The sequence below is a fragment of the Haemophilus sp. UMB1048 genome (genome assembly GCF_030218125.1).
Taxonomy (GTDB): domain Bacteria; phylum Pseudomonadota; class Gammaproteobacteria; order Enterobacterales; family Pasteurellaceae; genus Haemophilus_D.
In genome coordinates this window covers 25,057-47,360 of sequence record NZ_JASOPB010000007.1, presented here as the reverse complement: position 1 = coordinate 47,360, position 22,304 = coordinate 25,057, and the positions used below count along the sequence as shown (strand labels likewise).

General features: G+C 39.8%; 22 protein-coding genes. 13 read left to right on the top strand and 9 right to left on the bottom strand.

The annotated features are described in order from the left end of the window. Window positions 1-35: 35 nt before the first annotated feature. Window positions 36-881: a sulfate transporter CysZ gene (gene cysZ / locus QP437_RS07505; RefSeq protein ID WP_285267454.1), complete on the bottom strand. Its 846-nt coding sequence runs from the start codon at window positions 879-881 to the stop codon at window positions 36-38. A gap of 169 nt (window positions 882-1,050) precedes the next feature. On the opposite strand from cysZ, the gene zipA reads away from it, so the two are divergent. After that, window positions 1,051-2,091: a cell division protein ZipA gene (gene zipA, locus QP437_RS07500; RefSeq protein WP_285267453.1), complete on the top strand. Its 1,041-nt coding sequence runs from the start codon at window positions 1,051-1,053 to the stop codon at window positions 2,089-2,091. An 82-nt stretch (window positions 2,092-2,173) separates the two neighbouring features. Further along, window positions 2,174-4,177 (top strand): NAD-dependent DNA ligase LigA, encoded by a 2,004-nt coding sequence (gene ligA, locus QP437_RS07495; protein WP_285267505.1) that lies wholly within the window; start codon window positions 2,174-2,176, stop codon window positions 4,175-4,177. A gap of 102 nt (window positions 4,178-4,279) precedes the next feature. On the opposite strand, the gene QP437_RS07490 is transcribed toward ligA, so the two are convergent. The 6 genes from QP437_RS07490 to tsaD all read right to left on the bottom strand — a co-directional run bounded on the left by QP437_RS07490 (window position 4,280) and on the right by tsaD (window position 8,675). Then, window positions 4,280-4,843 carry a hypothetical protein gene (locus QP437_RS07490; RefSeq protein ID WP_285267452.1) on the bottom strand — a complete coding sequence of 188 codons (564 nt, stop codon included), beginning with the start codon at window positions 4,841-4,843 and terminating at the stop codon, window positions 4,280-4,282. Window positions 4,844-4,900: 57 nt separating this feature from the next. Continuing rightward, the gene (locus QP437_RS07485) at window positions 4,901-5,287 is read right to left on the bottom strand and encodes a YgiW/YdeI family stress tolerance OB fold protein (protein ID WP_285267451.1); all 387 of its coding nucleotides are present in this window, start codon (window positions 5,285-5,287) and stop codon (window positions 4,901-4,903) included. 275 nt (window positions 5,288-5,562) lie between these two features. After that, window positions 5,563-6,783 (bottom strand): aromatic amino acid transport family protein, encoded by a 1,221-nt coding sequence (locus tag QP437_RS07480; protein WP_065243623.1) that lies wholly within the window; start codon window positions 6,781-6,783, stop codon window positions 5,563-5,565. 36 nt (window positions 6,784-6,819) lie between these two features. Further along, window positions 6,820-7,401, bottom strand: a complete 582-nt coding sequence (locus QP437_RS07475) for a thymidine kinase (RefSeq protein ID WP_054420349.1) — start codon at window positions 7,399-7,401, stop codon at window positions 6,820-6,822. Continuing rightward, window positions 7,401-7,637 carry a hypothetical protein gene (locus tag QP437_RS07470; RefSeq protein WP_049357145.1) on the bottom strand — a complete coding sequence of 79 codons (237 nt, stop codon included), beginning with the start codon at window positions 7,635-7,637 and terminating at the stop codon, window positions 7,401-7,403. The genes QP437_RS07475 and QP437_RS07470 overlap by 1 nt, the downstream gene beginning before the upstream one ends. A 9-nt stretch (window positions 7,638-7,646) precedes the next feature. Continuing rightward, window positions 7,647-8,675: a tRNA (adenosine(37)-N6)-threonylcarbamoyltransferase complex transferase subunit TsaD gene (tsaD, locus tag QP437_RS07465; protein ID WP_285267450.1), complete on the bottom strand. Its 1,029-nt coding sequence runs from the start codon at window positions 8,673-8,675 to the stop codon at window positions 7,647-7,649. Window positions 8,676-8,893: 218 nt separating this feature from the next. On the opposite strand from tsaD, the gene rpsU reads away from it, so the two are divergent. The 4 genes from rpsU to psiE all read left to right on the top strand — a co-directional run bounded on the left by rpsU (window position 8,894) and on the right by psiE (window position 13,541). After that, complete coding sequence (rpsU, locus tag QP437_RS07460; protein WP_005694732.1) at window positions 8,894-9,109, top strand: 30S ribosomal protein S21; 216 nt, start codon at window positions 8,894-8,896, stop codon at window positions 9,107-9,109. 136 nt (window positions 9,110-9,245) lie between these two features. After that, a complete protein-coding gene (gene dnaG, locus QP437_RS07455; protein ID WP_285267449.1) occupies window positions 9,246-11,030 on the top strand; it encodes a DNA primase in 1,785 nt (594 codons plus the stop codon). 69 nt (window positions 11,031-11,099) lie between these two features. After that, on the top strand, window positions 11,100-12,989 hold the full coding sequence (gene rpoD / locus QP437_RS07450; RefSeq protein WP_285267448.1) for an RNA polymerase sigma factor RpoD: 1,890 nt from the start codon (window positions 11,100-11,102) through the stop codon (window positions 12,987-12,989). 135 nt (window positions 12,990-13,124) lie between these two features. Beyond that, complete coding sequence (gene psiE, locus QP437_RS07445) at window positions 13,125-13,541, top strand: phosphate-starvation-inducible protein PsiE (protein WP_049362461.1); 417 nt, start codon at window positions 13,125-13,127, stop codon at window positions 13,539-13,541. Window positions 13,542-13,576: 35 nt separating this feature from the next. Here the strand turns inward: psiE and QP437_RS07440 are convergent, their stop codons facing one another. Beyond that, window positions 13,577-14,422, bottom strand: coding sequence for a 23S rRNA (adenine(2030)-N(6))-methyltransferase RlmJ (locus QP437_RS07440; protein ID WP_285267447.1), 846 nt, complete (start codon window positions 14,420-14,422; stop codon window positions 13,577-13,579). A 66-nt stretch (window positions 14,423-14,488) separates the two neighbouring features. Next, the gene (locus tag QP437_RS07435; protein ID WP_285267446.1) at window positions 14,489-17,101 is read right to left on the bottom strand and encodes a penicillin-binding protein 1A; all 2,613 of its coding nucleotides are present in this window, start codon (window positions 17,099-17,101) and stop codon (window positions 14,489-14,491) included. 99 nt (window positions 17,102-17,200) lie between these two features. Here QP437_RS07435 and QP437_RS07430 point away from each other — a divergent pair, with 99 nt between their 5' ends. The 7 genes from QP437_RS07430 (at window position 17,201) to nfuA (ending at window position 22,268) form a co-directional block, all read left to right on the top strand. Further along, on the top strand, window positions 17,201-18,043 hold the full coding sequence (locus QP437_RS07430) for a competence protein ComA (protein ID WP_285267445.1): 843 nt from the start codon (window positions 17,201-17,203) through the stop codon (window positions 18,041-18,043). After that, entirely contained in the window at window positions 18,036-18,548 is a 513-nt protein-coding gene (locus tag QP437_RS07425; RefSeq protein ID WP_285267444.1) for a competence protein ComB, read from the top strand. The genes QP437_RS07430 and QP437_RS07425 overlap by 8 nt, the downstream gene beginning before the upstream one ends. 71 nt (window positions 18,549-18,619) lie before the next feature. Next, the gene (locus QP437_RS07420; RefSeq protein WP_285267443.1) at window positions 18,620-19,087 is read left to right on the top strand and encodes a competence protein ComC; all 468 of its coding nucleotides are present in this window, start codon (window positions 18,620-18,622) and stop codon (window positions 19,085-19,087) included. Next, entirely contained in the window at window positions 19,087-19,470 is a 384-nt protein-coding gene (locus tag QP437_RS07415) for a pilus assembly protein PilP (RefSeq protein ID WP_285267442.1), read from the top strand. Before QP437_RS07420 ends, QP437_RS07415 begins: the two co-directional genes overlap by 1 nt. Window positions 19,471-19,477: 7 nt before the next feature. Then, on the top strand, window positions 19,478-20,860 hold the full coding sequence (locus QP437_RS07410; protein WP_285267441.1) for a type IV pilus secretin PilQ: 1,383 nt from the start codon (window positions 19,478-19,480) through the stop codon (window positions 20,858-20,860). A 20-nt stretch (window positions 20,861-20,880) separates the two neighbouring features. Further along, the gene (locus QP437_RS07405) at window positions 20,881-21,570 is read left to right on the top strand and encodes a ComF family protein (protein WP_285267440.1); all 690 of its coding nucleotides are present in this window, start codon (window positions 20,881-20,883) and stop codon (window positions 21,568-21,570) included. A gap of 113 nt (window positions 21,571-21,683) precedes the next feature. Then, window positions 21,684-22,268 (top strand): Fe-S biogenesis protein NfuA, encoded by a 585-nt coding sequence (gene nfuA, locus QP437_RS07400; RefSeq protein WP_014064659.1) that lies wholly within the window; start codon window positions 21,684-21,686, stop codon window positions 22,266-22,268. Window positions 22,269-22,304: the final 36 nt, after the last annotated feature.

The following is a 22,304-nucleotide window of genomic DNA, read 5'->3' as shown; positions in this document are numbered from 1 at the left end:
AAAAATAGTTAATAGCTATATTTTATAACTAAATGCTATTTATTCACGATGCTGTTTCCCGAAGGCTTAATTTCCGTACTTGTGGAGCGTGTCACAATTTGTGTTGAACCTGAAGTGCGGTCAAAATTCATATCAAATTTTAATTGTGAGCGATAATTTTCCACCCACATTACGGTCGCACCACAGACTGCAACGGGAATAACGACTAAATTCACAATCGGTAATGCGGTACAAAGGGTGATTAATGCTCCGAATGTCAGGCTTTGTGTGCGTCTTTCGCCTAATGCATTTTTCATGATGCCAAAGGAAATCTTGTGGTTATCAAACGGATAGTCACAATATTGAATTGCCATCATCCAACAGGTAAATAAGAATGTCAGCACAGGAATAATGGTTTGTCCGATAACAGGGATAAAACTCAATAAGAACAAGCCTACAAATTTCGGTAAGCTGTACCATAGTTTTTGCCATTCACGATTTAGCATACGTGGCACATCTTTCATAATTTCGGCAAAACCATCATCATTAACTGCTTCACCAGTTAGCATTTTTTCGACTTTTTCTGCTAATAATCCATTAAACGGCGCGGCAATAAAGCCTGAAAGCGTTGTAAAGGTAAAATAGAAAAATAAGAGAATTGAGCCAATAGACAACACAAGCAAAATCACGCTTAAAAAGCTTAGCCAATCTGGAATAAAGCTCATCACCCAGTCAATCATCGTGGAGATTTGTGAGACAAATAGCCAGAATAAGCCTGTAAGCAGAACGACGTTAAGTAAAATTGGCATAATCACAAAACGACGGAGGCCTTTTTGCGTAATGAAATGCCAACCCATCACGAAATGATTGAAAGCAGATTTTATTTCATTTTGATCGATCATCATTGTTCCTTTAAATTGAAAAGTAAAAATACAAAATGTCACAGAAAGACAATATTTTTTGAGAAAAATTCCATCTCATCCCTTTTAATATCTTGTTTGCTTTCCTATTTTTTCACCTGTGGAAATGTGATAGGATTAGCAAAAATCATTGCGTTAAGGAGCAACAAGAATGGATTTAAATACCATTTTGATTATTTTAGGGGTAATCGCTTTAATTGCCTTAGTGGTACACGGATTATGGTCAAATCGCCGTGAGAAATCAAAATATTTTAAAAGCGCGAACACATTTAACCGCACTTCTAAAAACGGTGAGGTCAATCCTTTTTCGCAAGCTGCTGATCCTAATGCGGATATTCGTTTAACACATCGTGCTCAAGCGGCGCAGCCTGTACAACAACATGTTCAACCTAAAGTGGCACCACAGGCGACAAGCCAACAGCAATTTAATTTTGATGAGCAACGTGCTCAAGTGGATGCGCGTCAAATAGAAAAAAGCGTGGATGATATTAAAATCTCCTTACCAAATCAGCCGGTTTATGAGATGAATACAACGCAACCTGCTCCTGCGCCAGCTCCACAACCAGAACCCGTGGTTTATCCTGAAACGAATGTACAACCAAAACCGCGTGTAGCAGAAATGACAATCGAAGAATTAGAAGCACAAAGCAATGATTTTGACGGTGTGAATTCTTCTTCACCTGAATTGCGTGAGCAGTTAGCTGAGATGTCATTAAATCCAACTCAAGAACCTACTCATGAGAACGTGCATTTTAACTATCACGAACCGGTAGAAGTAGAAAAACCAAAACAAACCACTGGTTTTGTTCAACTTTATGTGATTTCGAATCAAAATCGTGAATTCTATGGTCCACAATTATCTCAATCTTTAGAAAACCTCGGTTTTATTTTTGGCGAGCGTCAAATGTATCACCGCCATTTTGATTTAAGTGTGGCAAGCCCAGTGTTATTTAGCGTGGCAAACATTGAACAACCAGGTACGTTTGATTATTACAATATGGCAGAGTTTTCAACCATGGGTGTGGTGCTCTTTATGCAGTTGCCATCACCAGGTAATAATTTGGCGAACTTACGTATGATGATTCGTGCAGCGAAAACCATCGCGGAAGATTTAGGTGGTGTGGTGCTGACTGATCAGCAAGAGATTTTTGATGATGTGGCTGAGCAGGATTACTTATCTCGCATCGCATAAAACGCACGAAAAAATAACCGCACTTTGGGCGAGCCGATGGTTCGCCCATTTTAATTCAATGAGCAAACTGTTAGAGAACATTATGAGCCTTCTGCAACAAATTGATACATTACGTCAGGATCTTCGTCGTTATGAATATGAATATCATGTATTGGATAACCCAACCATTCCTGATGCGGAATATGACCGTTTATTTCATCAACTTAAAGCCTTAGAAGCTGCCCATCCAGAACTCATTACGGCAGATTCACCTACTCAACGTGTGGGCGCCAAACCGCTTTCAGGTTTTGCACAAATTCGTCATGAAATTCCAATGTTATCTTTGGATAATGCTTTTTCAGACGAGGAATTTTATGCATTCGTAAAACGTATTGAAGATCGTCTTATTAGTTTGCCTGAACCACTCACTTTCTGCTGTGAGCCGAAATTAGATGGTTTAGCGGTAAGTATTTTGTATGTGAATGGCGTATTGACTCAAGCAGCAACTCGCGGTGATGGGACAACAGGGGAAGATATTACTGCGAATATCCGTACGATTCGAAATATTCCATTGCAACTTTTAATGGATAATCCGCCTGCACGTTTAGAAGTGCGTGGTGAAGTGTTTATGCCACATGAAGGCTTTGAGCGTTTAAATCAACAGGCTTTAGAGAAAGGCGAGAAAACCTTTGCTAACCCACGTAATGCCGCAGCAGGTTCGTTGCGACAGCTCGATCCAAAAATTACGAGTAAGCGTCCATTAGTATTGAATGCTTATGGTATTGGTATTGCTGAAGGGGTGGATTTACCGAATACGCATTATGATCGTTTGCAATGGTTGAAGTCTATTGGGATTCCAGTAAACCCAGAAATCCGTTTATGTAACGGCACAGATGAAGTGTTGGATTTTTATCGTGATATTCAAAATAAACGTAGTGCTCTTGGCTACGATATTGATGGTACCGTGTTGAAAATCAATGATATTGCGTTACAAGAGAAATTAGGTTTTATCTCAAAAGCGCCACGTTGGGCGATTGCTTATAAATTTCCTGCACAAGAAGAGTTAACTCGCCTAAATGATGTGGAATTCCAAGTGGGCAGAACGGGGGCAATTACACCTGTTGCCAAATTAGAACCGGTATTTGTGGCAGGGGTAACGGTAAGTAATGCCACATTACATAACGGCGATGAAATTGAACGCTTGGATATTGCTATTGGCGATACGGTAGTGATTCGCCGTGCGGGAGATGTGATCCCACAAATTATCGGCGTATTACACGACCGTCGCCCAGCAGATGCGAGACCGATCATTTTCCCTAAAACTTGTCCTGTATGTGATTCGGCCATTGTTCGTATTGAAGGTGAAGCGGTAGCGCGTTGTACGGGCGGTTTGTTCTGTGCAGCACAGCGTAAAGAAGCGCTTAAACATTTCGTTTCTCGCAAGGCCATGGATATTGATGGCGTAGGGGGTAAATTAATCGAGCAGTTAGTGGATCGTGAATTAATTCATACGCCAGCCGATTTATTCAAGTTAGATTTAACTACGCTAACCCGTTTGGAAAGAATGGGCGCAAAATCTGCTGAAAATGCGTTAGCAAGCCTTGAAAAAGCAAAAAATACGACGTTAGCACGTTTTATTTTTGCTTTAGGAATTCGTGAAGTGGGGGAAGCAACGGCATTGAATTTAGCGAATCATTTCAAAACCCTAGAAGCGTTGCAAAATGCAGATTTAGAAGCCTTGCAGCAAGTACCTGATGTAGGGGAAGTGGTGGCAAATCGTATTTTGGCGTTTTGGCATGAACCACATAATGTCGCGGTGGTGAATGACTTAATCGCTCAAGGCGTACATTGGGAAACCGTGGAAACCAAAGAGGTCACAGAAAACCGCTTTAAAGGCAAAACGGTTGTGTTAACCGGAACCTTAACTCAAATGGGACGTAATGAAGCTAAAGCCTTATTACAAGACATGGGCGCGAAAGTGAGCGGCTCGGTTTCAGCAAAAACGGATTTTGTGATTGCCGGTGATGCAGCGGGTTCTAAGCTCACAAAAGCACAGGAATTAGGTGTTACCGTTCTAACAGAAGAAGAATTTTTGGCTCAGATTTAACCATCTCAATCGAAAAAAAAACTAAAAAAATGACCGCACTTCATCTCATCTCAAGATTAAGTGCGGTTTAACTTTTCTTCTTAATAAACGATAGCGGACATTTTAAGCTCTTAATTTACTGGCTCCGCGTTCCAGTTGTTTTGCCAAGCATTCTTTTAAAGCAATAATCTGTTTACCAAAACGTTTATATAAACGTTGTTTTAATTTTGCCAACCCTTTCACTTTAGCACTTTTTTCTGCCCCAAATAACTGCTTAATATGGAGTGTCACCTGACCAATCTCTTGTAAGGCTATACCTGTTTTGGCTTTTAATTCGTTTAATTGGAACGTGATTTTTTCCTGTACATGCTGTTCCAATCGTTGCGTTAATTCTGTCGTATCGGCGGTTTCATTTTGACACAACTGTTCAAATTCGGTGATTTCTGTACTGAAATCTAGCTGTAACCCTTGTTCCAGTTCAATTAATACTGCCGTGCCGTATTCCAATTGTGATGTTAATTGCTTTTGGCTTTGAACTAATTGATTTTGAATGGCTTCACTTTGCTCAATACATTCATTTAATGACTGTTTCATTTCTGTTTGTTGCTGCATGGCAGAGGCTTTTATTGAATCAATTCGTTGTTGAATTTGCTGCATAAGATCTGACATTGTTTGTACGTTTTCCATTTTCTTCTCCTTTGGGATTTTTAACCGCACTTAAGAAAAGTGCGGTCATTTTGTTACTTATTTTTTGATGATTTGTTTCACATCCACTTCTGTTTTATTCCATTCTTTATCGACTTTACCGATAATTTGAATGTTATCTTGAGGTGCTATCGTTTCACCATTCCATGCTTTTTTGCTGACTTCAATTTGAATTTCTTTTCCACTTACGTCTTTAAATAAGAAATCCTTTTTACCAATTTGTTTTACAATTTGTCCGTCTAAACGAACTGGAGTGTCATCATTGGCATTTAATGCATCATCAACGGTTTTTACAATAACACTTTCATCGACAAAACCTTGTTGAGCGTTGTGCTTGTGACCATCATTAAATCCTTGTGCTATTGCGGTGTTATATACGGCAACAGAAGATAATGCGATAGCTGCAACAGTAAGTAATTTTTTCATAGTTTGTTCTCCTAAATAAGATAATCATAAAGTAAGTTGAAAGCTTTGCTTTCAGATGTATTAAATCATTCAAATCTTAATCTTTTCTTAAGTGATTAACATTTTTCAGATTTATTTATCGATTGGATTGTTTGCCTTTCGATGAGTGTATTTAAACAAGAGAATCTTAAGGAAAGATTAAGAGAGGTAAAAAAAATGAAAATTTTTTGAAAATAAAAAATAGGGCGTTTAAGCCCTACTTTTATGAGAAAAATGCCTTGGAAATCTACCGCACTTTAGCCTGCTACTGCAGGTAAATAACCTGCTTGAATTAAGAATGGTACGATCATAATGATTACGCCAATTACTAAGGCTATCACTAAGGTTACGTTTCCACCGATTACACGATAAGGCAGATTTGGATTTGCTTGACGTGTTTTCCATGCGAGACCAATAGGCAAAATCAAGCAGTAGAACGCACAGAGTAAACCCGCATAGCTTAATGCAGCGATAAAGCCTTCAGGATAATACAAGGCAAACGCAAGTGGTGGAGTAAAGGCTGCAACGGTAAGTGTTAACCGGTTGTGTGGCAATTTGTAACGTTTGAATAAATCGCCTAAACCTTCAAATACCCCTAGCATCACACCTAGGAAAGAAGTGATTAATGCAAGTGCAGAGAACACACGTACGATTTCGCCCATGATGTGAGAGTTCGTGATTTGGCGTGTTGCATTGACTAAGCCGTTAAGCGTTGGATCCGCTTGTAACACTTGCACGAATTCATTTTGACTTAATACGCCGTGAGTCGCTAATTGCCACACTAAATAAGCCACAAGTGGAATCGCTGTACCAATTAAAATCGCTTTACGGAATTGAGTAACGCTACCATCTAAATAGCTGTTTACGCTGCCCATGATGATGTGGAAGCCAAAGGAGGTAAAGAAAATTGGTGCCGCAGAGATCACGAAAGCATAATTTAAAGGTAAGGCCATCAGGTTATCGACAGATACTTTTGGTAACATCATGAACAACACAAATGCAAAGGCAATTAATTTACCGATGAACAGAATACGAGTGGCACCATCAACACCTCTTGTACCGACAACTACAAAGGCACCGAGTACGACAGTAAATAAAATGATTGAAAGTTCGGAGGAAAGACTTTCAAAACCAAAAGCGGTTGGTAAACCCGATAATAATGAACCGCCCCCGGTGATATAGGCCGCAGAAAGGGCATAAAGTAAAATGAGCAAGCTAAAAGTCGCTAAGACACGCCCTGTGATGCCGAAGTATTTTTCAGCGAGAGTCGCCACGCCATCATTCAAGCGATCTGCAGTTTGGTACACTTCAACAAAAAGCAAACCGCTGTAAACCAAAAGCGCCCATAAGCCGACTAATAAGAAAACGGTGTAACCAAAACCAATACCGGCAGAGGTTAATGGCATTGCGAGCATTCCCGCCCCGATGGTCGTGCCGGCAATGATTAAGGCACTGCCGAATGTTTTGTTTTTTAGCATAAAATTGTTCTCCGAGTATAAAATTGAAAAACGAGGTTAAAGCTGACCGCACTTTTCTTTGTAATGATAGCGGCAAACCGAAAGATAAGAGTCGTTTCCACCAATTTGGATTTGTTCCCCTTCCTTAATGACTTCACCTTGTTCATTTAAACGCAAAACGAAATTGGCTTTACGTCCACAATAACAGATTGTTTTTAATTCTTCTAGTTGGTCTGCCCAAGCAAGTAAATACTTACTGCCTTCAAATAGCTCTGCTTGGAAGTCGGTACGCAAGCCATAACAAAGCACAGGAATCTTCAGTTTATCCACGACATCGCTTAATTGATACACTTGCTGTTTCGTTAAAAACTGGGCTTCGTCAACTAAAACACAATGAATGTTTTCTTGTTGTAAACGTTGGCTTACTTCGGTAAAAAGGTCACTCGTTGACGTAAATAAATTGGCGTCTTCATGAATACCAATACGCGACGTGACTTTGCCTAATCCAAAGCGGTCATCAATGGCTGCCGTATAAACCATGGTGTTCATATTGCGTTCACGATAGTTATAGGAAGACTGCAGCAACGTGGTTGATTTGCCCGCATTCATCGTAGAGTAGTAAAAATAGAGTTTTGCCATTATTTAATCACCCATTTCCAGAAATAATAGGCAATAAATCCTGCAACAGGTGGACAGGCTGCTAGCATAAAGGTGCCGTAAGTTGCACCACCGCCAACCATTTTTCCGGCAGCTGAAAGCGCGCTAACGATATCACCACTTGGTGTGGTAAAAATCCATGCGCCAATAATAGCGAGCACTAAGAAACAAGCGATACCGGCTGCACGCATAGCTCTTACTTTAATCATATTTTCCATATTTTTTCCTTAAATTGCAGGGAGTTCAGTCATTGCCCAACGAGGTTTAACATCAATGGCGAGCTCACTATGCTGACCTTGTTTTAAGCGTAAAAAGCCCGTATAGGCAATCATGGCACCATTATCGGTACAAAATTGAGGTTGTGGATAAAATACTTCACCACCAAGATTTTTCATCATAGCGCCAAGGGTTTCACGTAATTTTTTGTTCGCGCTTACGCCGCCAGCAATGACCAAACGCTTATAACCGGTTTCTTTTAAGGCGCGTTTACATTTAATTGCAAGTGTATCCACGACAGAATCTTGGAAGGCAAAGGCAATATCAGCTTTGGTTTGTTCGGTTAATTCACCTTCTTGTTTGAGCGCTTGATTAATGGTGTTAGCCGCCGAGGTTTTTAAACCTGAAAAGCTAAAATCAAGGCCTGGTCGATCTGTCATTGGACGTGGAAATACAAAACGATCCGGCGATCCTTTTTCGGCTAAACGTGAAAGTGCCGCACCGCCAGGATAATCTAACCCTAATAATTTCGCGGTTTTATCAAAGGCTTCACCTGCCGCATCATCAATAGATTCTCCAATGACTTCATATTTTCCTATACCATCAACGCGTACTAACTGTGTGTGTCCACCTGAAACTAAGAGGGCAATGAATGGAAAGTGCGGTCGGTTTTCATCAAGCATTGGCGCAAGTAGGTGACCTTCCATGTGGTGTACGCCAATAGCGGGCACATTCCAGGCATAAGCCAGTGAACGCGCGATCGTTGCGCCTACTAATAATGCGCCCACTAAACCTGGGCCACTTGTATAGGCGATACCATCAATTTGATCAGCGGTTAAATTGGCTTCTTCTAATGCGGCCTTAATTAATGGTGCCGTTTTGCGAATGTGATCGCGGGAAGCCAGTTCTGGCACTACACCGCCGTAATCCGCATGCAAGGCAATTTGCGTGTAGAGTTGATTAGCAATTAAACCTTTATCTTCATCATAAATCGCGACACCTGTTTCATCACAGGAGGTTTCGATCCCTAAAATACGCATTTTCTTCTCATTTTATTAAAAAAATTGGCAAAGATTTTACCTTGTTTAGCCCGCTTAAACCAGTTCAAACGCCAAATTTTCAGCAAATAGGCGATCTTTCCTTTGCTTTTGCGGGGAAGATCGATTAGAATTGCGTCCTTTATTGAATTTGCCGTTCATTCGGCAGTAATAAAAATTTAAAATTGCAATTAAATTAAACTCATTGAGGTGATTGGCTTATGCCTGTAATTAAAGTACGTGAAAACGAATCATTCGACGTAGCTTTACGTCGTTTCAAACGCTCTTGCGAAAAAGCTGGTATTTTAGCAGAAGTTCGCGCTCGTGAATTCTATGAAAAACCAACTACAATCCGTAAACGTGAAAAAGCAACGCTTGCTAAACGTCACGCTAAACGTAACGCTCGCGAAAACGCGCGCAATACCCGTTTATACTAATTTGTAGTATTTTCTAACTCGAGTTAAGACAAACCGTGAAACCTTTTGGGTATCACGGTTTTGTTGCTTTAAACTCATCGAAAAAAGTCACGCAAAATCAACCGCACTTTCGCATCGTATTCAAGGAGGCAAGGCAATGAAAGGCTCAATTCCACGCCAATTTATTGATGATCTGCTCACAAAATCGAATATTGTCGATGTGATTAATGCGCGCGTGAAACTCAAAAAAGCGGGACGAGATTATCAAGCTTGTTGTCCGTTTCATCACGAAAAAACACCCTCCTTCACGGTAAGTGAAAAAAAACAATTCTATTATTGTTTCGGCTGTGGCGCGAAAGGTAATGCCATTTCATTTTTAATGGATTACGACAAGTTAGAATTTGTTGAAGCCGTTGAAGAACTTGCTGCTTCGGCAGGGCTTGAAGTGCCTTATGAAAAACGCCCAAATCAATTCGGCAATAAACCGGATGTGAGCTATCAAACAAAACGTAATTTATACGATTTGATGCAAGAGATTGCATCGTTTTATCAAGCTCAACTCCCGCTAAGTATTCCTGCTCAAAGCTATCTTCAGCAACGCGGTTTATCGCCAGAAATTATTGCTCGTTTTCAAATTGGTTATGTACCCAATGCGATGGATACGGTGTTGCGTCAATTTGGCAAAAATCGAGAAGAACAGAAAAAACTGTTTGATTTAGGTATGCTTTCTCGTAACGATCGTGGCAATGTGTACGATAAATTCCGTAATCGCATTATGTTTCCGATTCGGGATAAACGTGGTCGTACGGTTGCCTTTGGTGGACGTGTTTTAACGGATGAAAAACCCAAATATTTGAACTCCCCCGAAACCATTACATACCATAAAGGTAATGAACTTTATGGTTTGTATGAAGCCTTGCAAATCGATGATGAGCCAGAAAAATTGCTGGTGGTTGAAGGCTACATGGATGTGGTGGCATTAGCACAATTTGATGTCAATTATGCCGTGGCATCCCTTGGAACATCGACGACCTCGGAACAAATTCAATTATTGTTCCGTTCAACAGAGCAGGTAATTTGCTGCTACGATGGTGATAGAGCGGGGCGTGATGCCGCTTGGCGCGCACTTGAAAACGCCTTACCTTATCTGGAAGACGGACGACAAATTAAGTTTATTTTCCTGCCTGATGGAGAAGATCCAGATACTTATATTCGTCAATACGGTAAAGAAAAGTTTGAAGAATATATTGAGCAAGCCCAGTCTCTCACAGAATTCTTATTTGCACATTTAAGTCCACAGGTGGATTTTTCAACGCAAGAAGGACGAGGTAAATTAGTAGCACTCGCGGCGCCTTTAATTCGTCAAATTCCTGGTGATATGCTGCGCCTTTCATTGCGAAATATGTTGGCGCAAAAGCTCGGGATCTTTGATCAATCACAGCTTGAAAGCTTAATTCCAAATCAAATAGATAAGGCTGAACCAAAACCTAAAACGCCACAAAAAACCATTAAGAAAACGCCAATGCGCGTGGTGATTTCGCTGTTATTACAGAATTCACAATTAGTGAATCGTATTTCGGATGTGGGGTTGCAAGCCTTAAAGCATGAAGCGGGTTACGAATTGCTCGGAAAATTGACCGCACTTTGCCGTGAACGAGAAGGCATTACAACAGGGCAAATCTTAGAATATTTTCGCGATACAGAATTCAGCAAGCCCCTTGAAATATTGGCGTCTTGGGATCATCTATTAGACGACTTAGACATCATTAATGCATTCTCTCAAAACTACCGTCGATTGAATATTCAAGCAATTGAACGTGATATTGAGATGCTTATCGCCAAAGAAAGGGCGGAAGGCTTAACTGATCAAGAACGAGCAATTTTAGTGAATTTGCTCAAGGGAAAAGAAGAGCAGAAAAAACAGTTAGTTAATCCGTCATAACAATGGTAAAATCTCCTGTTCAAAACAAGGGCTTTTATCTTCCAAAAATAACGCAAAACGGGAATAAAAATGGAACAAAATCAACAATCTACCGCCGAGCAATATTCAGAACAAATTGAACAGCTTATGGAATTAGGTCGTACGCAGGGTTATTTAACCTATGCGGAGATTAATGACTTGCTTCCAGAAGATTTGATCGATCCAGAATATTACGATAAGTTGTTGCAAACTTTACAGCATGATGCTGGTATTCCGGTTCTGGATGAAGCACCGGAAAGTGACGAAATGATGTTGAATGACACGATTCCAGATGAAGATGCTGTGGAAGAAGCAACGCAAATTTTATCAAATGTGGAATCTGAAATCGGTCGTACAACCGACCCTGTGCGTATGTATATGCGTGAAATGGGAACGGTTGATCTTCTTACCCGTGAAGATGAAATCAGCATTGCAAAACGTATTGAAGAAGGAATTGACGAAGTTCAAACCGCCATTGCGGCGTACCCAGAAGCGTTAACCGAATTATTAGATAATTATGATCAAGTAGAAGCGGGTAATTATCGTTTAGCTGATTTAATTACCGGATTTGTGGATCCAAATATTGCCGCAGAGGAAGCAGCAAATATTGATGAGAATTTTGCTGACGAAGAGGAAAGTGTTGAAGCCGCTGCAGTAGTTGATGATGAGAGCGATGAGGAAGATGAAAGCGATAGCAGCTCAAGTTCTGATGACAGCGATTCTGATAATAGCATCGATCCTGAAGTAGCGCGTGAAAGATTTGCGGCATTAAGAGAGCAACATACTAAAACATTAGCAACTATTGCAAAACACGGACGCAGTGGTAAACGCGCAAAAGATCAAATTGTCCTACTCGCAGATATTTTTAAACAATTCCGTTTAGTGCCAAAACAATTTGATGTACTTGTTTTATCAATGAAGAATATGATGAAACGTGTACGTTCAGAAGAGCGTCAACTACAAAAAGTATTAGTTGATATCGCAGGTATGCCAAAAGATGAATTTGAGGCACTGATTATTGCTAATGGTAGCAGTGATGCATGGGTAGCAAAAGCATTAAAATCAACGAAAGCTTGGGCAAAACGTTTACCAAAATATGAAGAGCGTATTCGTTTATCTTTAGATAACTTAGCGAATATTGAACAGCAAACTAATCTTACCATCCAACAAATGCGTGAGATTTGCGATGCGGTGTCTCGTGGTGAACAAAAAGCTCGCCGTGCGAAAAAAGAAATGGTTGAAGCCAACTTACGTTTGGTCATTTCTATTGCGAAAAAATATACTAACCGAGGTTTACAATTTTTGGATTTAATTCAAGAAGGGAATATCGGTTTGATGAAGGCGGTAGATAAATTTGAATACCGTCGTGGTTATAAATTCTCCACCTATGCAACCTGGTGGATTCGTCAGGCCATTACTCGTTCGATTGCGGACCAAGCACGTACAATCCGTATTCCGGTTCATATGATTGAAACGATTAACAAATTAAATCGTATTTCTCGTCAAATGCTACAAGAAATGGGCCGTGAGGCGACACCAGAAGAGCTTGCTGAACGCATGGGTATGCCAGAAGATAAAATTCGTAAAGTGCTTAAAATTGCGAAAGAACCTATTTCTATGGAAACCCCAATTGGTGACGACGATGATTCACATTTAGGTGACTTCATCGAGGATTCAACCCTTGAATTGCCATTAGATTCTGCAACCGCACAAAGTTTGAAAGTGGCGACTCATGAAGTGTTAGAAGGTTTAACACCTCGTGAAGCAAAAGTATTACGTATGCGTTTTGGTATTGATATGAATACTGACCATACACTCGAAGAAGTGGGTAAACAATTTGACGTAACTCGTGAGCGTATTCGTCAGATTGAAGCTAAGGCATTGCGTAAGTTACGTCATCCAAGCCGTTCTGAAACATTAAGAAGTTTCTTGGATGAGTAATTATTCAGTAATATAAAAAAGAAAAGGCAGAGAACTCTGCCTTTTTTATTTGATTAAATTTAGTTATTTACCACGAAATCACATTCCTTTAAAATACGCGCCTTTCGTCATTTAAAAAATAAAAAAAGGAACTTTATGGAAGAATCTCAAGAACTCGAAAAACTGCCGAGAGTGGTTACTGGTGTATTAAAAGTAGTATTAAGTTTTTCACTTATTGCTTTGGCTTTAGTGTTGATTATTGCTTTAGCTAAAATCACGTACACTTTAGCGATTATGGTATTCAATACATCAAGCGTCGTGCCTTATGAAGTCGCTGAACAAGCCGTCATGTTTTTCTTATACTTCGGTTTTATTGGCCTTATCGTGCAATATTTTAAAAGTGGCTATCACTTTCCTTTGCGCTATTTTATTTACGCGGGGATTACCGCCATGTTGCGCCTGATTATTGTGAATCATGAGAGCTCAGTTGATACCATCTTATTCGCAGGCGCGATTTTAATTATGGTGATTGCACTTTGTTTAGTGTTGTATTCCAATAAAATTAAAATTTAAAAGTGCGGTTATTTTGACCGAGATTTTGGAATGGATTATTCAGGTACAATCCATTCCACTGTCCAACTTCCCGTACCTTCAGGAACGAGCGTTTGGGTCAAATAAGGCAAAATAGATTTCATTTGCTGTTCTAATTGCCAAGGCGGATTAATCACCACCATTCCACTTGCGGTCATGCCACGTTGATCGCTATCAGGGCGAACAGCCAATTCAATTTTCAAAATTTTACGAATTCCCGTTGCTTCTAATCCTTTAAAAATGCGTTTTGTTTGTTGACGTAGAACCACAGGATACCAAATCGCATAAGTACCCGTAGCAAAGCGTTTATAACCTTCTTCTATAGCTTTCACTACCAAATCATAATCTTCTTTTAATTCATAAGGCGGATCAATAAGCACTAAGCCACGGCGTTCTTTTGGTGGAAGCGTGGCTTTGAGTTGTTGGAAACCATTTTCTGATTTTGTGGTGATATTTTTAAATTCTTTGAAATTATTGCGTAATAATGGAAAATCACTTGGATGTAATTCTGTTAGTAATGCACGATCTTGAGAACGTAATAATTGCGCGGCAATCATTGGAGACCCAGCATAATAACGTAATTCTTTACCGCCATAATTGAGTTTTTTAATGAGATCCACGTAGCGAGCCACTTCTTCGGGTAAATCCGTTCTTTCCCAAAGTCTCCCAATTCCCTCTTTGTATTCGCCAGTTTTTTCTGATTCGTTAGAACTTAAACGATAGCGTCCGACTCCAGAATGGGTATCGAGGTAGTAAAAACCTTTTTCTTTCAGCGAAAGATTTTCCAATATCAGCATTAATACAATATGCTTTAATACATCAGCATGGTTGCCAGCGTGGAAACTGTGACGATAACTTAGCATGGTTTGTCCTTTTGACGTAAAAAAGTGCGGTCAAAATTAACCGCACTTTTAGTATTTAAATCAGGGTTAGAATAATTCTTCTGGTTGCGTTGCTGGAATCGCGTCTTTGGTTTTACCTGTTCCGCCATTCAAGCGTTGTTGCAACTCAGGTGGAACATAATAACCGCGCTCTTTCATTTCCGCAGTGTAAGTACGTTTAGGCTCGGTACCGACGATAAAGTATTCTTTACGGCCACCACCTTCAGAAAGTAAACCAGAGTTACTGTCAATGGTTTTCTCCACGATATTTGGAGGAAGATCAAGTTGACGTTCTGGTATATCAGAAAGTGCCGCTTTCATATAAGCGACCCAAGCAGGCATTGCGGTTTTCGCACCTGCTTCACCTCTACCTAATACACGCTTGTTATCATCAAAACCGACATAGGTCGTGGTCACTAAGTTAGCACCAAAGCCCGCATACCAAGCAACTTTCGCACTATTAGTTGTACCGGTTTTACCGCCAATATCACTACGTTTAATACTTTGCGCGATACGCCAGCTGGTACCTTTCCAACCGAGACCTTGTTCACCATAAATCGCCGTATTTAATGCACTACGAATTAAGAAAGCTAATTCTCCGCTAATCACACGAGGCGCATATTCTTGTTTCGCCACACCGTCTTTTGCATCAGCCATTAAATCAACAGAACCATCGTTTAATGCTGATGTTTGAAGCTCTGGTAAGTCAGGTACGTTCTCTGGTTGTTGATCGCCTTCTTCCGTATCCGTGTTGTTATTACCTTGCGCTGATTTTAGGTTGTCTGGATTAGCCACTTCTGCAACATCTTTAAAACCATCAATTTTATCTTTGGTTTCACCATAAATCACAGGAATGTCATTACAAGTGATACAAGCAATTTTCGGGTTAGCAATAAATAAATCTTTACCCGTGTTATCTTGAATTTTTTCGATGAGGTAAGGATCAATCAAGAAACCACCGTTATCAAAGACCGCGTAAGCACGTGCCATTTCAAGTGGAGTGAAAGAAGCCGCACCTAATGCAAGCGCTTCACTCGCAAAATATTGGTCACGCTTGAATCCAAATCGTTGTAAGAATTCAGCGGTGAAATCAACACCCGCAGTTTGTAACGCTCTGATCGCAATCATGTTTTTAGATTGGCCTAAACCCACACGTAAACGCATTGGACCGTCATAACGATCAGGTGAGTTTTTCGGTTGCCACAAAGGTTGTCCTGGTTTTTGAATCGCGATAGGACTATCTTGCAATACGCTTGAAAGGGTTAAACCTTTTTCTAATGCCGCAGCATAAATAAATGGTTTAATTGAAGAACCTACTTGCACTAAAGATTGGGTTGCACGGTTAAATTTACTTTGTTCGTAACTAAAACCACCCACCATGGCCTCAATTGCACCATTATCTGAGTTTAATGAAACTAATGCAGAGTTAGCTGCTGGAATTTGGCCTAACACCCACTCACCGTTATCACGTTTACGAATCCAAATCTGTTCGCCCACTTTAACGGGTGATTTACCAGCCCAACGCATTGCATTTGAAGAAAGCGTCATCGTTTCATTATTAGCTAAAAGTAATTCCGCGCCATTTTTACCCAATGCGGTTACCGCTGCTGGAATAAAAGGTTCTGAATCAGGTAATTTTTTCAAGAAAGCGACAATGCGCTCGTTATCCCATACAGCTTCACCTTTTTTCCATAGTGGCGCGCCACCACGCCAGCCATGACGCATATCATAATCGATCAGGTTATTACGCACGGCTTTTTGTGCTTCGGCTTGATCTTTTGACAGTACAGTTGTGAAGACTTTATAACCTTTGGTGTAAGCATCTTCCTCACCAAAACGTTTCACCATTTCCTGACGAACCATTTCAGTCACATAGTCTGCACGGAATTCAAATTTTGCACCGTGATAACTCGCGACGATTGGCTCTTTGATGGCTGCATCATATTCTGCTTTGGTGATTTTGTTTTCATCCAACATACGACCTAATACCACATTACGGCGTTCTTCAGCACGTTTTGGTGAATATAATGGGTTCATTGTTGAAGGTGCTTTTGGTAAGCCTGCAATCACAGCCATTTCAGAGAGCGTTAATTCATCTAAGTTTTTACCAAAGTAGGTTTGTGCAGCGGCTGCGACACCATAAGAACGATAGCCTAAGAAAATTTTATTCAAATAAAGCTCTAAAATTTCCTGTTTGCTCAAGGTATTTTCAATTTCAACCGCTAATACCGCTTCACGTACTTTACGAATAAGTTTTTTTTCTGGGGTTAAGAAGAAGTTACGCGCAAGCTGTTGTGTAATGGTACTTGCACCTTGAGAGGCTCCACCATTGCTGACTGCAACATAAATTGCACGGGCAATACCAATTGGGTCTAAACCATGATGGTCATAAAAACGACTATCTTCCGTTGCTAAGAAAGCATCTTGCAAACGTTGAGGCACGTTTTCTAATTTCACCGGAATACGGCGTTGTTCACCCACTTCACCGATTAATTTGCCATCAGCCGTATAGATTTGCATTGGTTGTTGCAACTCAACGGTTTTTAAGCTTTCTACCGACGGTAAGGAGGATTTTAAGTGAAAATAAAACACTCCACCGGCAACTAACCCCAGTATACATATCGTAAATAGGGTACTTAATATTAATTTTGCGATCCGCATCGTAAAATTCTCTCTGGTTTAATGAATATTCAAAAAATCAAAATTATGATTTTGGCTGCTAAGTATAAAAGATTAATCCCTTAAAGAATAGGAAAGAATATGGGAATTGCCAATAGAAAGCAGCAAAAACTACAAATTGGTGTGAGTAAACAACAAGATAACCTCTATTTTGTTTGGCTAGATGAATTACACAAAGTTCAATCAATTTGTTTAAATACGCAACAAAAAGATATTTTTTCCCAGTTATTGCCTCATTTGCCACAAAAAAACAGTCAATGCTGTTTTGTTGGCGCCATTTCGCCCCACTTAACTTGGTCTAAAACACTTATTCTACCACAAACACTCAATGCCCAGGAATGTGAACAACAATGTCGTTTTATTTTGCAAAAAGAATTACCGATTCCTTTGGATGAATTATGGTTTGATTATCTTACCACGCCATTAAAACAAGGTTTTCGTTTGGATATAACGGCGATTCGACAAGAAAGCGCGAATGCAGAATTAGAAAAATATTTGCCACTAAAATTGACCGCACTTGATTTACTGAATCACAGTATTTTACGCGCATTTTATGCCATTTTAGGTCAAGAGCCGATTAACACCTTATTTTTATATCAAGATCAACAAGGATGTCTCGCCGTTTGTGAACGCTTACAACAACGACAAGTTTTGCAATTTCAAGGAGATTTATCTGAACTTTATCAACAGTTTATTCAACGCTTTTCCGAAACGATAGAACAGGTTTATGTGTATCAAACGCCCGATATGTTGAATTCAGACACAATCGAATTACAGCCTCAGGATTGGCAGCGTATTGAAACGGATTTCCCTTTTATTGCTTTAGGTAATGCACTTTGGCAAACCGATTTAAAGCTAGTGGATTTATCTTTAAAACCACCCGCACTTTTGCCTTTAGTTAATTGGGAGAGTAGTGATGTTTAGCCTTAATTTATTGCCTTGGCGCTTAGAACAACATCAAAAGGCCTTTCGTCGTTTTATGTGGCAAGGTTTCATTTGGCTAGCTTGCTCAGTTTTGATTGTCGTTGGATTGAACCAACTCAATGAACAACAAGCGCAAACCTTAAATCAGACAAAAGAAAAACTGACACAAATCACTCATCAAGTCCATCAGAAGCGTATTCAAGCTCAGCAACTACAAAGTAACTTAAAAGAAATGAATGAGTTGACTGAGATGGATACGGAATATGTGTATCACCTGCTTAATTTATTAAGTGAGCTGCCATTACAACAGGGTGAGTTAGATGAATTTACGCTCAATGCGAAGCAAATTGTCCTTTCAGGCATGACAGAAAGCCAACAAGAGTTTGAGGAGATACATCAATTTCTCAAACGCCATTTTACAGAGGTTAACTTAACTAAGTTTCAGCCAGTGCAACAGCAGTTATTTTTTCAATTTGATATTCATTTATCGGAGTCTGTGCAATGAGGAACTTTATCAATGAGCTTGTTCAAAAAAGTGCACAAAGTTGGTTTGGGAGATGGCTTCGATTACCTCAAATGGTCCATGCTGCCTTTTGGTTGAGTGCATTAAGTGCGGTTATCTTTTTACCTGTTTTTCATTACGTTGAAAATAGCAACGAACGACATCGACTTGACGCAGAATTGAGTTTGCAGCAGCAAGAGTGGGATAAACAGGAAAAGATTTTACAAACCTTAAGGCAAAAGTCAGACAGCCGACAACTTTCTCCAGAATTAGCTAATTCTGTGTTGCCAATTAATCAGCATGTACAGGCGTTGTTAAATGGGCGACTTCGAGCGTTGGATTTACGTTGGGATTTTTCTCAACATACTTTGTTGCATTTGTCATTGCAAGGCTATTTTGTCGATTTACAGCAATTTTTGACCGCACTTTTAAACGATGTTCCTACACTTTCTTTAACTCAATTAAACATTGAGAAATTAGATGAAGAGGAAAATGCTTCTATTACATGCGAGTTAATTTTCCAACTAAATAAGGACAAATAATGAAAAAGCTTTTCTTAATCTTGATAGCGTTTTTTTCTGTATCAGCATTTTCGCAAGATCCTTTTGATCGTAAACAAAGAGAACAAACCGAATATCCAAAAGAGGGGCTCACCCTACCGCCGGTGTCGGCTTGCGTGTATTCGGAGCCGAGACTGGCGGAGGAACGCCCATTGGCTCAGCTACATATTGTGGGAGTCGTGCAATATGGTAAACAGGCAGAAGTGTTATTTAATGATGATGGGCATATTCTGTCAGTTCAAGTCGGCCAGAGGATTGGAAAAGAAGGCTATTTAATCGAAAAAGTGAGTAAAAACAGCGTGACGCTTCAAGGTTATAAAGCAGGGCAATGTGAACAAACGACCTCAATCATAATGAGATTTTAAAATGATAATGATAAAGCAGAAAATAAAAACAAAGTGCGGTCAGTTTTTAATGTGTTTTTTGATCCTATGGACAACTTACTCAGCGGCAGAGAATCGCGTATTTTCACTTCGCTTAAAGCAAGCTCCCATGGTGGCGACACTCCAACAACTTGCTTTTGAGCAAAATGCTAATTTAATGATTGATGATGAGCTAGAAGGAACGCTTTCATTACAATTAGATAACGTAGATTTTGATCGTTTATTGCGTTCTGTCGCAAAAATCAAAGGGCTCTCTTTTTATCAAGAAAATAATATTTATTATTTGGGTAAGCCTTCTCAACATGAACAATATGCAGAGAAAATGACAGAACCTATGGCGATTATCGGGGAAAGTTTATCTAGTGAAATGCCACTTGTGAGTACAACGGTTAAATTGCATTTTGCCAAAGCTTCTGATGTGATGAAATCGTTAACAACAGGGAGCGGTTCTTTGCTTTCACCTAGCGGCACAATTACATTTGATGATCGAAGCAATGTATTACTGATTCAGGATGATGCACGTTCTGTCAAAAATATCAAAAAATTAATTGCAGAACTGGATAAACCCATTGAACAAATTGTCATTGAAGCACGTATTGTGACGATTACTGATGAAAGCCTGAAAGAGTTAGGTGTACGTTGGGGCATTTTTAATCCTACTGAGGCTGCCCATCGAGTGAGTGGCAGTCTAGATGCGAATGGTTTTAGTAATATCAGTAATAATTTAAATGTGAATTTTGCGACAACGGTCACGCCAGCTGGCTCATTAGCACTTCAAGTCGCTAAAATTAATGGCCGATTATTAGACTTAGAATTGACCGCACTTGAACGTGAAAATAACGTGGAGATCATTGCGAGTCCTCGCTTACTTACGACCAACAAGAAAAGTGCAAGCATCAAACAAGGGACAGAAATTCCTTATGTGGTGACGAATGGGAAAAATGATACACAGTCAGTAGAGTTTCGCGAGGCTGTCTTAGGATTAGAAGTTACGCCGCATATTTCTAAGGATAATAATATCTTATTGGATTTATTAGTCAGTCAAAATTCCCCGGGAAATCGTGTGGCTTACGGGCAAAATGAAGTGGTATCCATTGATAAACAAGAAATTAATACGCAAGTTTTTGCCAAAGATGGAGAAACAATTGTATTGGGTGGTGTATTCCACGATACGATCACGAAAGGTGTCGATAAAGTGCCATTATTGGGCGATATTCCAGGTATTAAGCGCTTATTCAGTAAGGAAAGTGAACGTCATCAAAAACGAGAACTCGTCATTTTTGTGACCCCTCATATTTTGAAACAAGGTGAAAGAATGGAAATGGCTAAGAAAGAAAAGCATTTTAAGCAAATTGAAAAAGCGAAAAAATAAAAGAGCGGTCAATTTCTCTCATGTTTTCTCATTTTTTTCAATTTAGTTGTGTGCATTGCAAGCGATCTATTCATCTTGGTCGAAATGGATTGTGTAGTCTATGCCAAAAGAAAGTTAAAACTTTCCCTTATTGTGGGCGATGTGGTTCACCCTTGCAGCATTATGCAATGGGCTGTGGACATTGTTTGAGAAATGAACCCGCTTGGGATCGTATTGTGATTATTGGGCATTATCTTGAGCCGCTTTCTTCACTTATTCATCGTTTAAAATTCCAAAAACAGTCTTGGTTAGATCGCAGTTTATCGCGTTTGCTTTATCTTGCGGTGCGAGAGGCAAGACGAACGCATGGGCTCTCGCTGCCACAGGCGATTATTCCTGTGCCACTATATCATTTTCGACAGTGGCAACGGGGCTATAACCAGGCTGATTTACTAGCGAACTGGTTAAGTCGCTGGTGTCATGTGCCTAACTGTAATCATGTGGTGAAACGGATTAAACATACCCACACTCAACGAGGTTTAACGGCGAAAGATCGACGACACAATCTTAAAAATGCTTTTACAGTGAATACCAAAAAGCCTTTTCCTTATGAACGCGTTGCTTTGGTAGATGATGTGATTACAACTGGTTCAACGTTGGCAGAAATAGCCAAACAACTTCGAAAATTAGGTGTAAAAGAAATACAAGTGTGGGGCTTAGCGAGAGCCTAAATTTTTAAAGATAGGATTTATCTATATCTATAAAAATAGGAATAAATGTAGAAAAAATTGCCGTATAGGAGTATCATTCTTGATATATTGCATCAAGTATTAGGACTGTATTTATGGAACAAATTTTTATTTCAGATGCTGCACAAGCACATTTTCGGAAACTTTTAGATACACAAGAAGAAGGTACAAATATTCGTATTTTTGTTGTGAATCCGGGTACACCTGGAGCAGAATGTGGCGTGTCTTACTGTCCGCCAAATTCAGTTGAAGCGACTGATACTGAAATGAAATACGATACTTTTTCAGCATTTGTAGATGAAATCAGTTTACCGTTTTTAGAAGATGCAGAAATTGATTACGTAACAGAAGAGCTCGGTGCTCAACTGACTTTAAAAGCACCTAACGCAAAAATGCGTAAAGTTGCAGATGATGCGCCTTTAATTGAGCGCGTAGAGTACGTGATCCAAACACAAATTAACCCACAATTAGCCAGCCATGGCGGTAAAATCACGTTAATTGAAATTACCGATGACGGTTATGCAGTTCTACAATTTGGTGGTGGCTGTAACGGTTGTTCAATGGTTGATGTCACCTTAAAAGATGGTGTAGAGAAACAATTGGTCGCACTTTTCCCAAATGAACTAAAAGGCGCACGAGATGTAACAGAACACCAACGTGGTGAACATTCTTATTATTAAGAATAGAAGATAAAAAAGGGCGAATTATTCGCCCTT

Coding starts and splice junctions, on each gene's coding strand:
- cysZ (WP_285267454.1), bottom strand. CDS start 881: ATGATCGATCAAAATGAAATAAAATCTGCTTTCAATCATTTCGTGATG.
- zipA (WP_285267453.1), top strand. CDS start 1,051: ATGGATTTAAATACCATTTTGATTATTTTAGGGGTAATCGCTTTAATT.
- ligA (WP_285267505.1), top strand. CDS start 2,174: ATGAGCCTTCTGCAACAAATTGATACATTACGTCAGGATCTTCGTCGT.
- QP437_RS07490 (WP_285267452.1), bottom strand. CDS start 4,843: ATGGAAAACGTACAAACAATGTCAGATCTTATGCAGCAAATTCAACAA.
- QP437_RS07485 (WP_285267451.1), bottom strand. CDS start 5,287: ATGAAAAAATTACTTACTGTTGCAGCTATCGCATTATCTTCTGTTGCC.
- QP437_RS07480 (WP_065243623.1), bottom strand. CDS start 6,783: ATGCTAAAAAACAAAACATTCGGCAGTGCCTTAATCATTGCCGGCACG.
- QP437_RS07475 (WP_054420349.1), bottom strand. CDS start 7,401: ATGGCAAAACTCTATTTTTACTACTCTACGATGAATGCGGGCAAATCA.
- QP437_RS07470 (WP_049357145.1), bottom strand. CDS start 7,637: ATGGAAAATATGATTAAAGTAAGAGCTATGCGTGCAGCCGGTATCGCT.
- tsaD (WP_285267450.1), bottom strand. CDS start 8,675: ATGCGTATTTTAGGGATCGAAACCTCCTGTGATGAAACAGGTGTCGCG.
- rpsU (WP_005694732.1), top strand. CDS start 8,894: ATGCCTGTAATTAAAGTACGTGAAAACGAATCATTCGACGTAGCTTTA.
- dnaG (WP_285267449.1), top strand. CDS start 9,246: ATGAAAGGCTCAATTCCACGCCAATTTATTGATGATCTGCTCACAAAA.
- rpoD (WP_285267448.1), top strand. CDS start 11,100: ATGGAACAAAATCAACAATCTACCGCCGAGCAATATTCAGAACAAATT.
- psiE (WP_049362461.1), top strand. CDS start 13,125: ATGGAAGAATCTCAAGAACTCGAAAAACTGCCGAGAGTGGTTACTGGT.
- QP437_RS07440 (WP_285267447.1), bottom strand. CDS start 14,422: ATGCTAAGTTATCGTCACAGTTTCCACGCTGGCAACCATGCTGATGTA.
- QP437_RS07435 (WP_285267446.1), bottom strand. CDS start 17,101: ATGCGGATCGCAAAATTAATATTAAGTACCCTATTTACGATATGTATA.
- QP437_RS07430 (WP_285267445.1), top strand. CDS start 17,201: ATGGGAATTGCCAATAGAAAGCAGCAAAAACTACAAATTGGTGTGAGT.
- QP437_RS07425 (WP_285267444.1), top strand. CDS start 18,036: ATGTTTAGCCTTAATTTATTGCCTTGGCGCTTAGAACAACATCAAAAG.
- QP437_RS07420 (WP_285267443.1), top strand. CDS start 18,620: ATGGTCCATGCTGCCTTTTGGTTGAGTGCATTAAGTGCGGTTATCTTT.
- QP437_RS07415 (WP_285267442.1), top strand. CDS start 19,087: ATGAAAAAGCTTTTCTTAATCTTGATAGCGTTTTTTTCTGTATCAGCA.
- QP437_RS07410 (WP_285267441.1), top strand. CDS start 19,478: ATGATAAAGCAGAAAATAAAAACAAAGTGCGGTCAGTTTTTAATGTGT.
- QP437_RS07405 (WP_285267440.1), top strand. CDS start 20,881: ATGTTTTCTCATTTTTTTCAATTTAGTTGTGTGCATTGCAAGCGATCT.
- nfuA (WP_014064659.1), top strand. CDS start 21,684: ATGGAACAAATTTTTATTTCAGATGCTGCACAAGCACATTTTCGGAAA.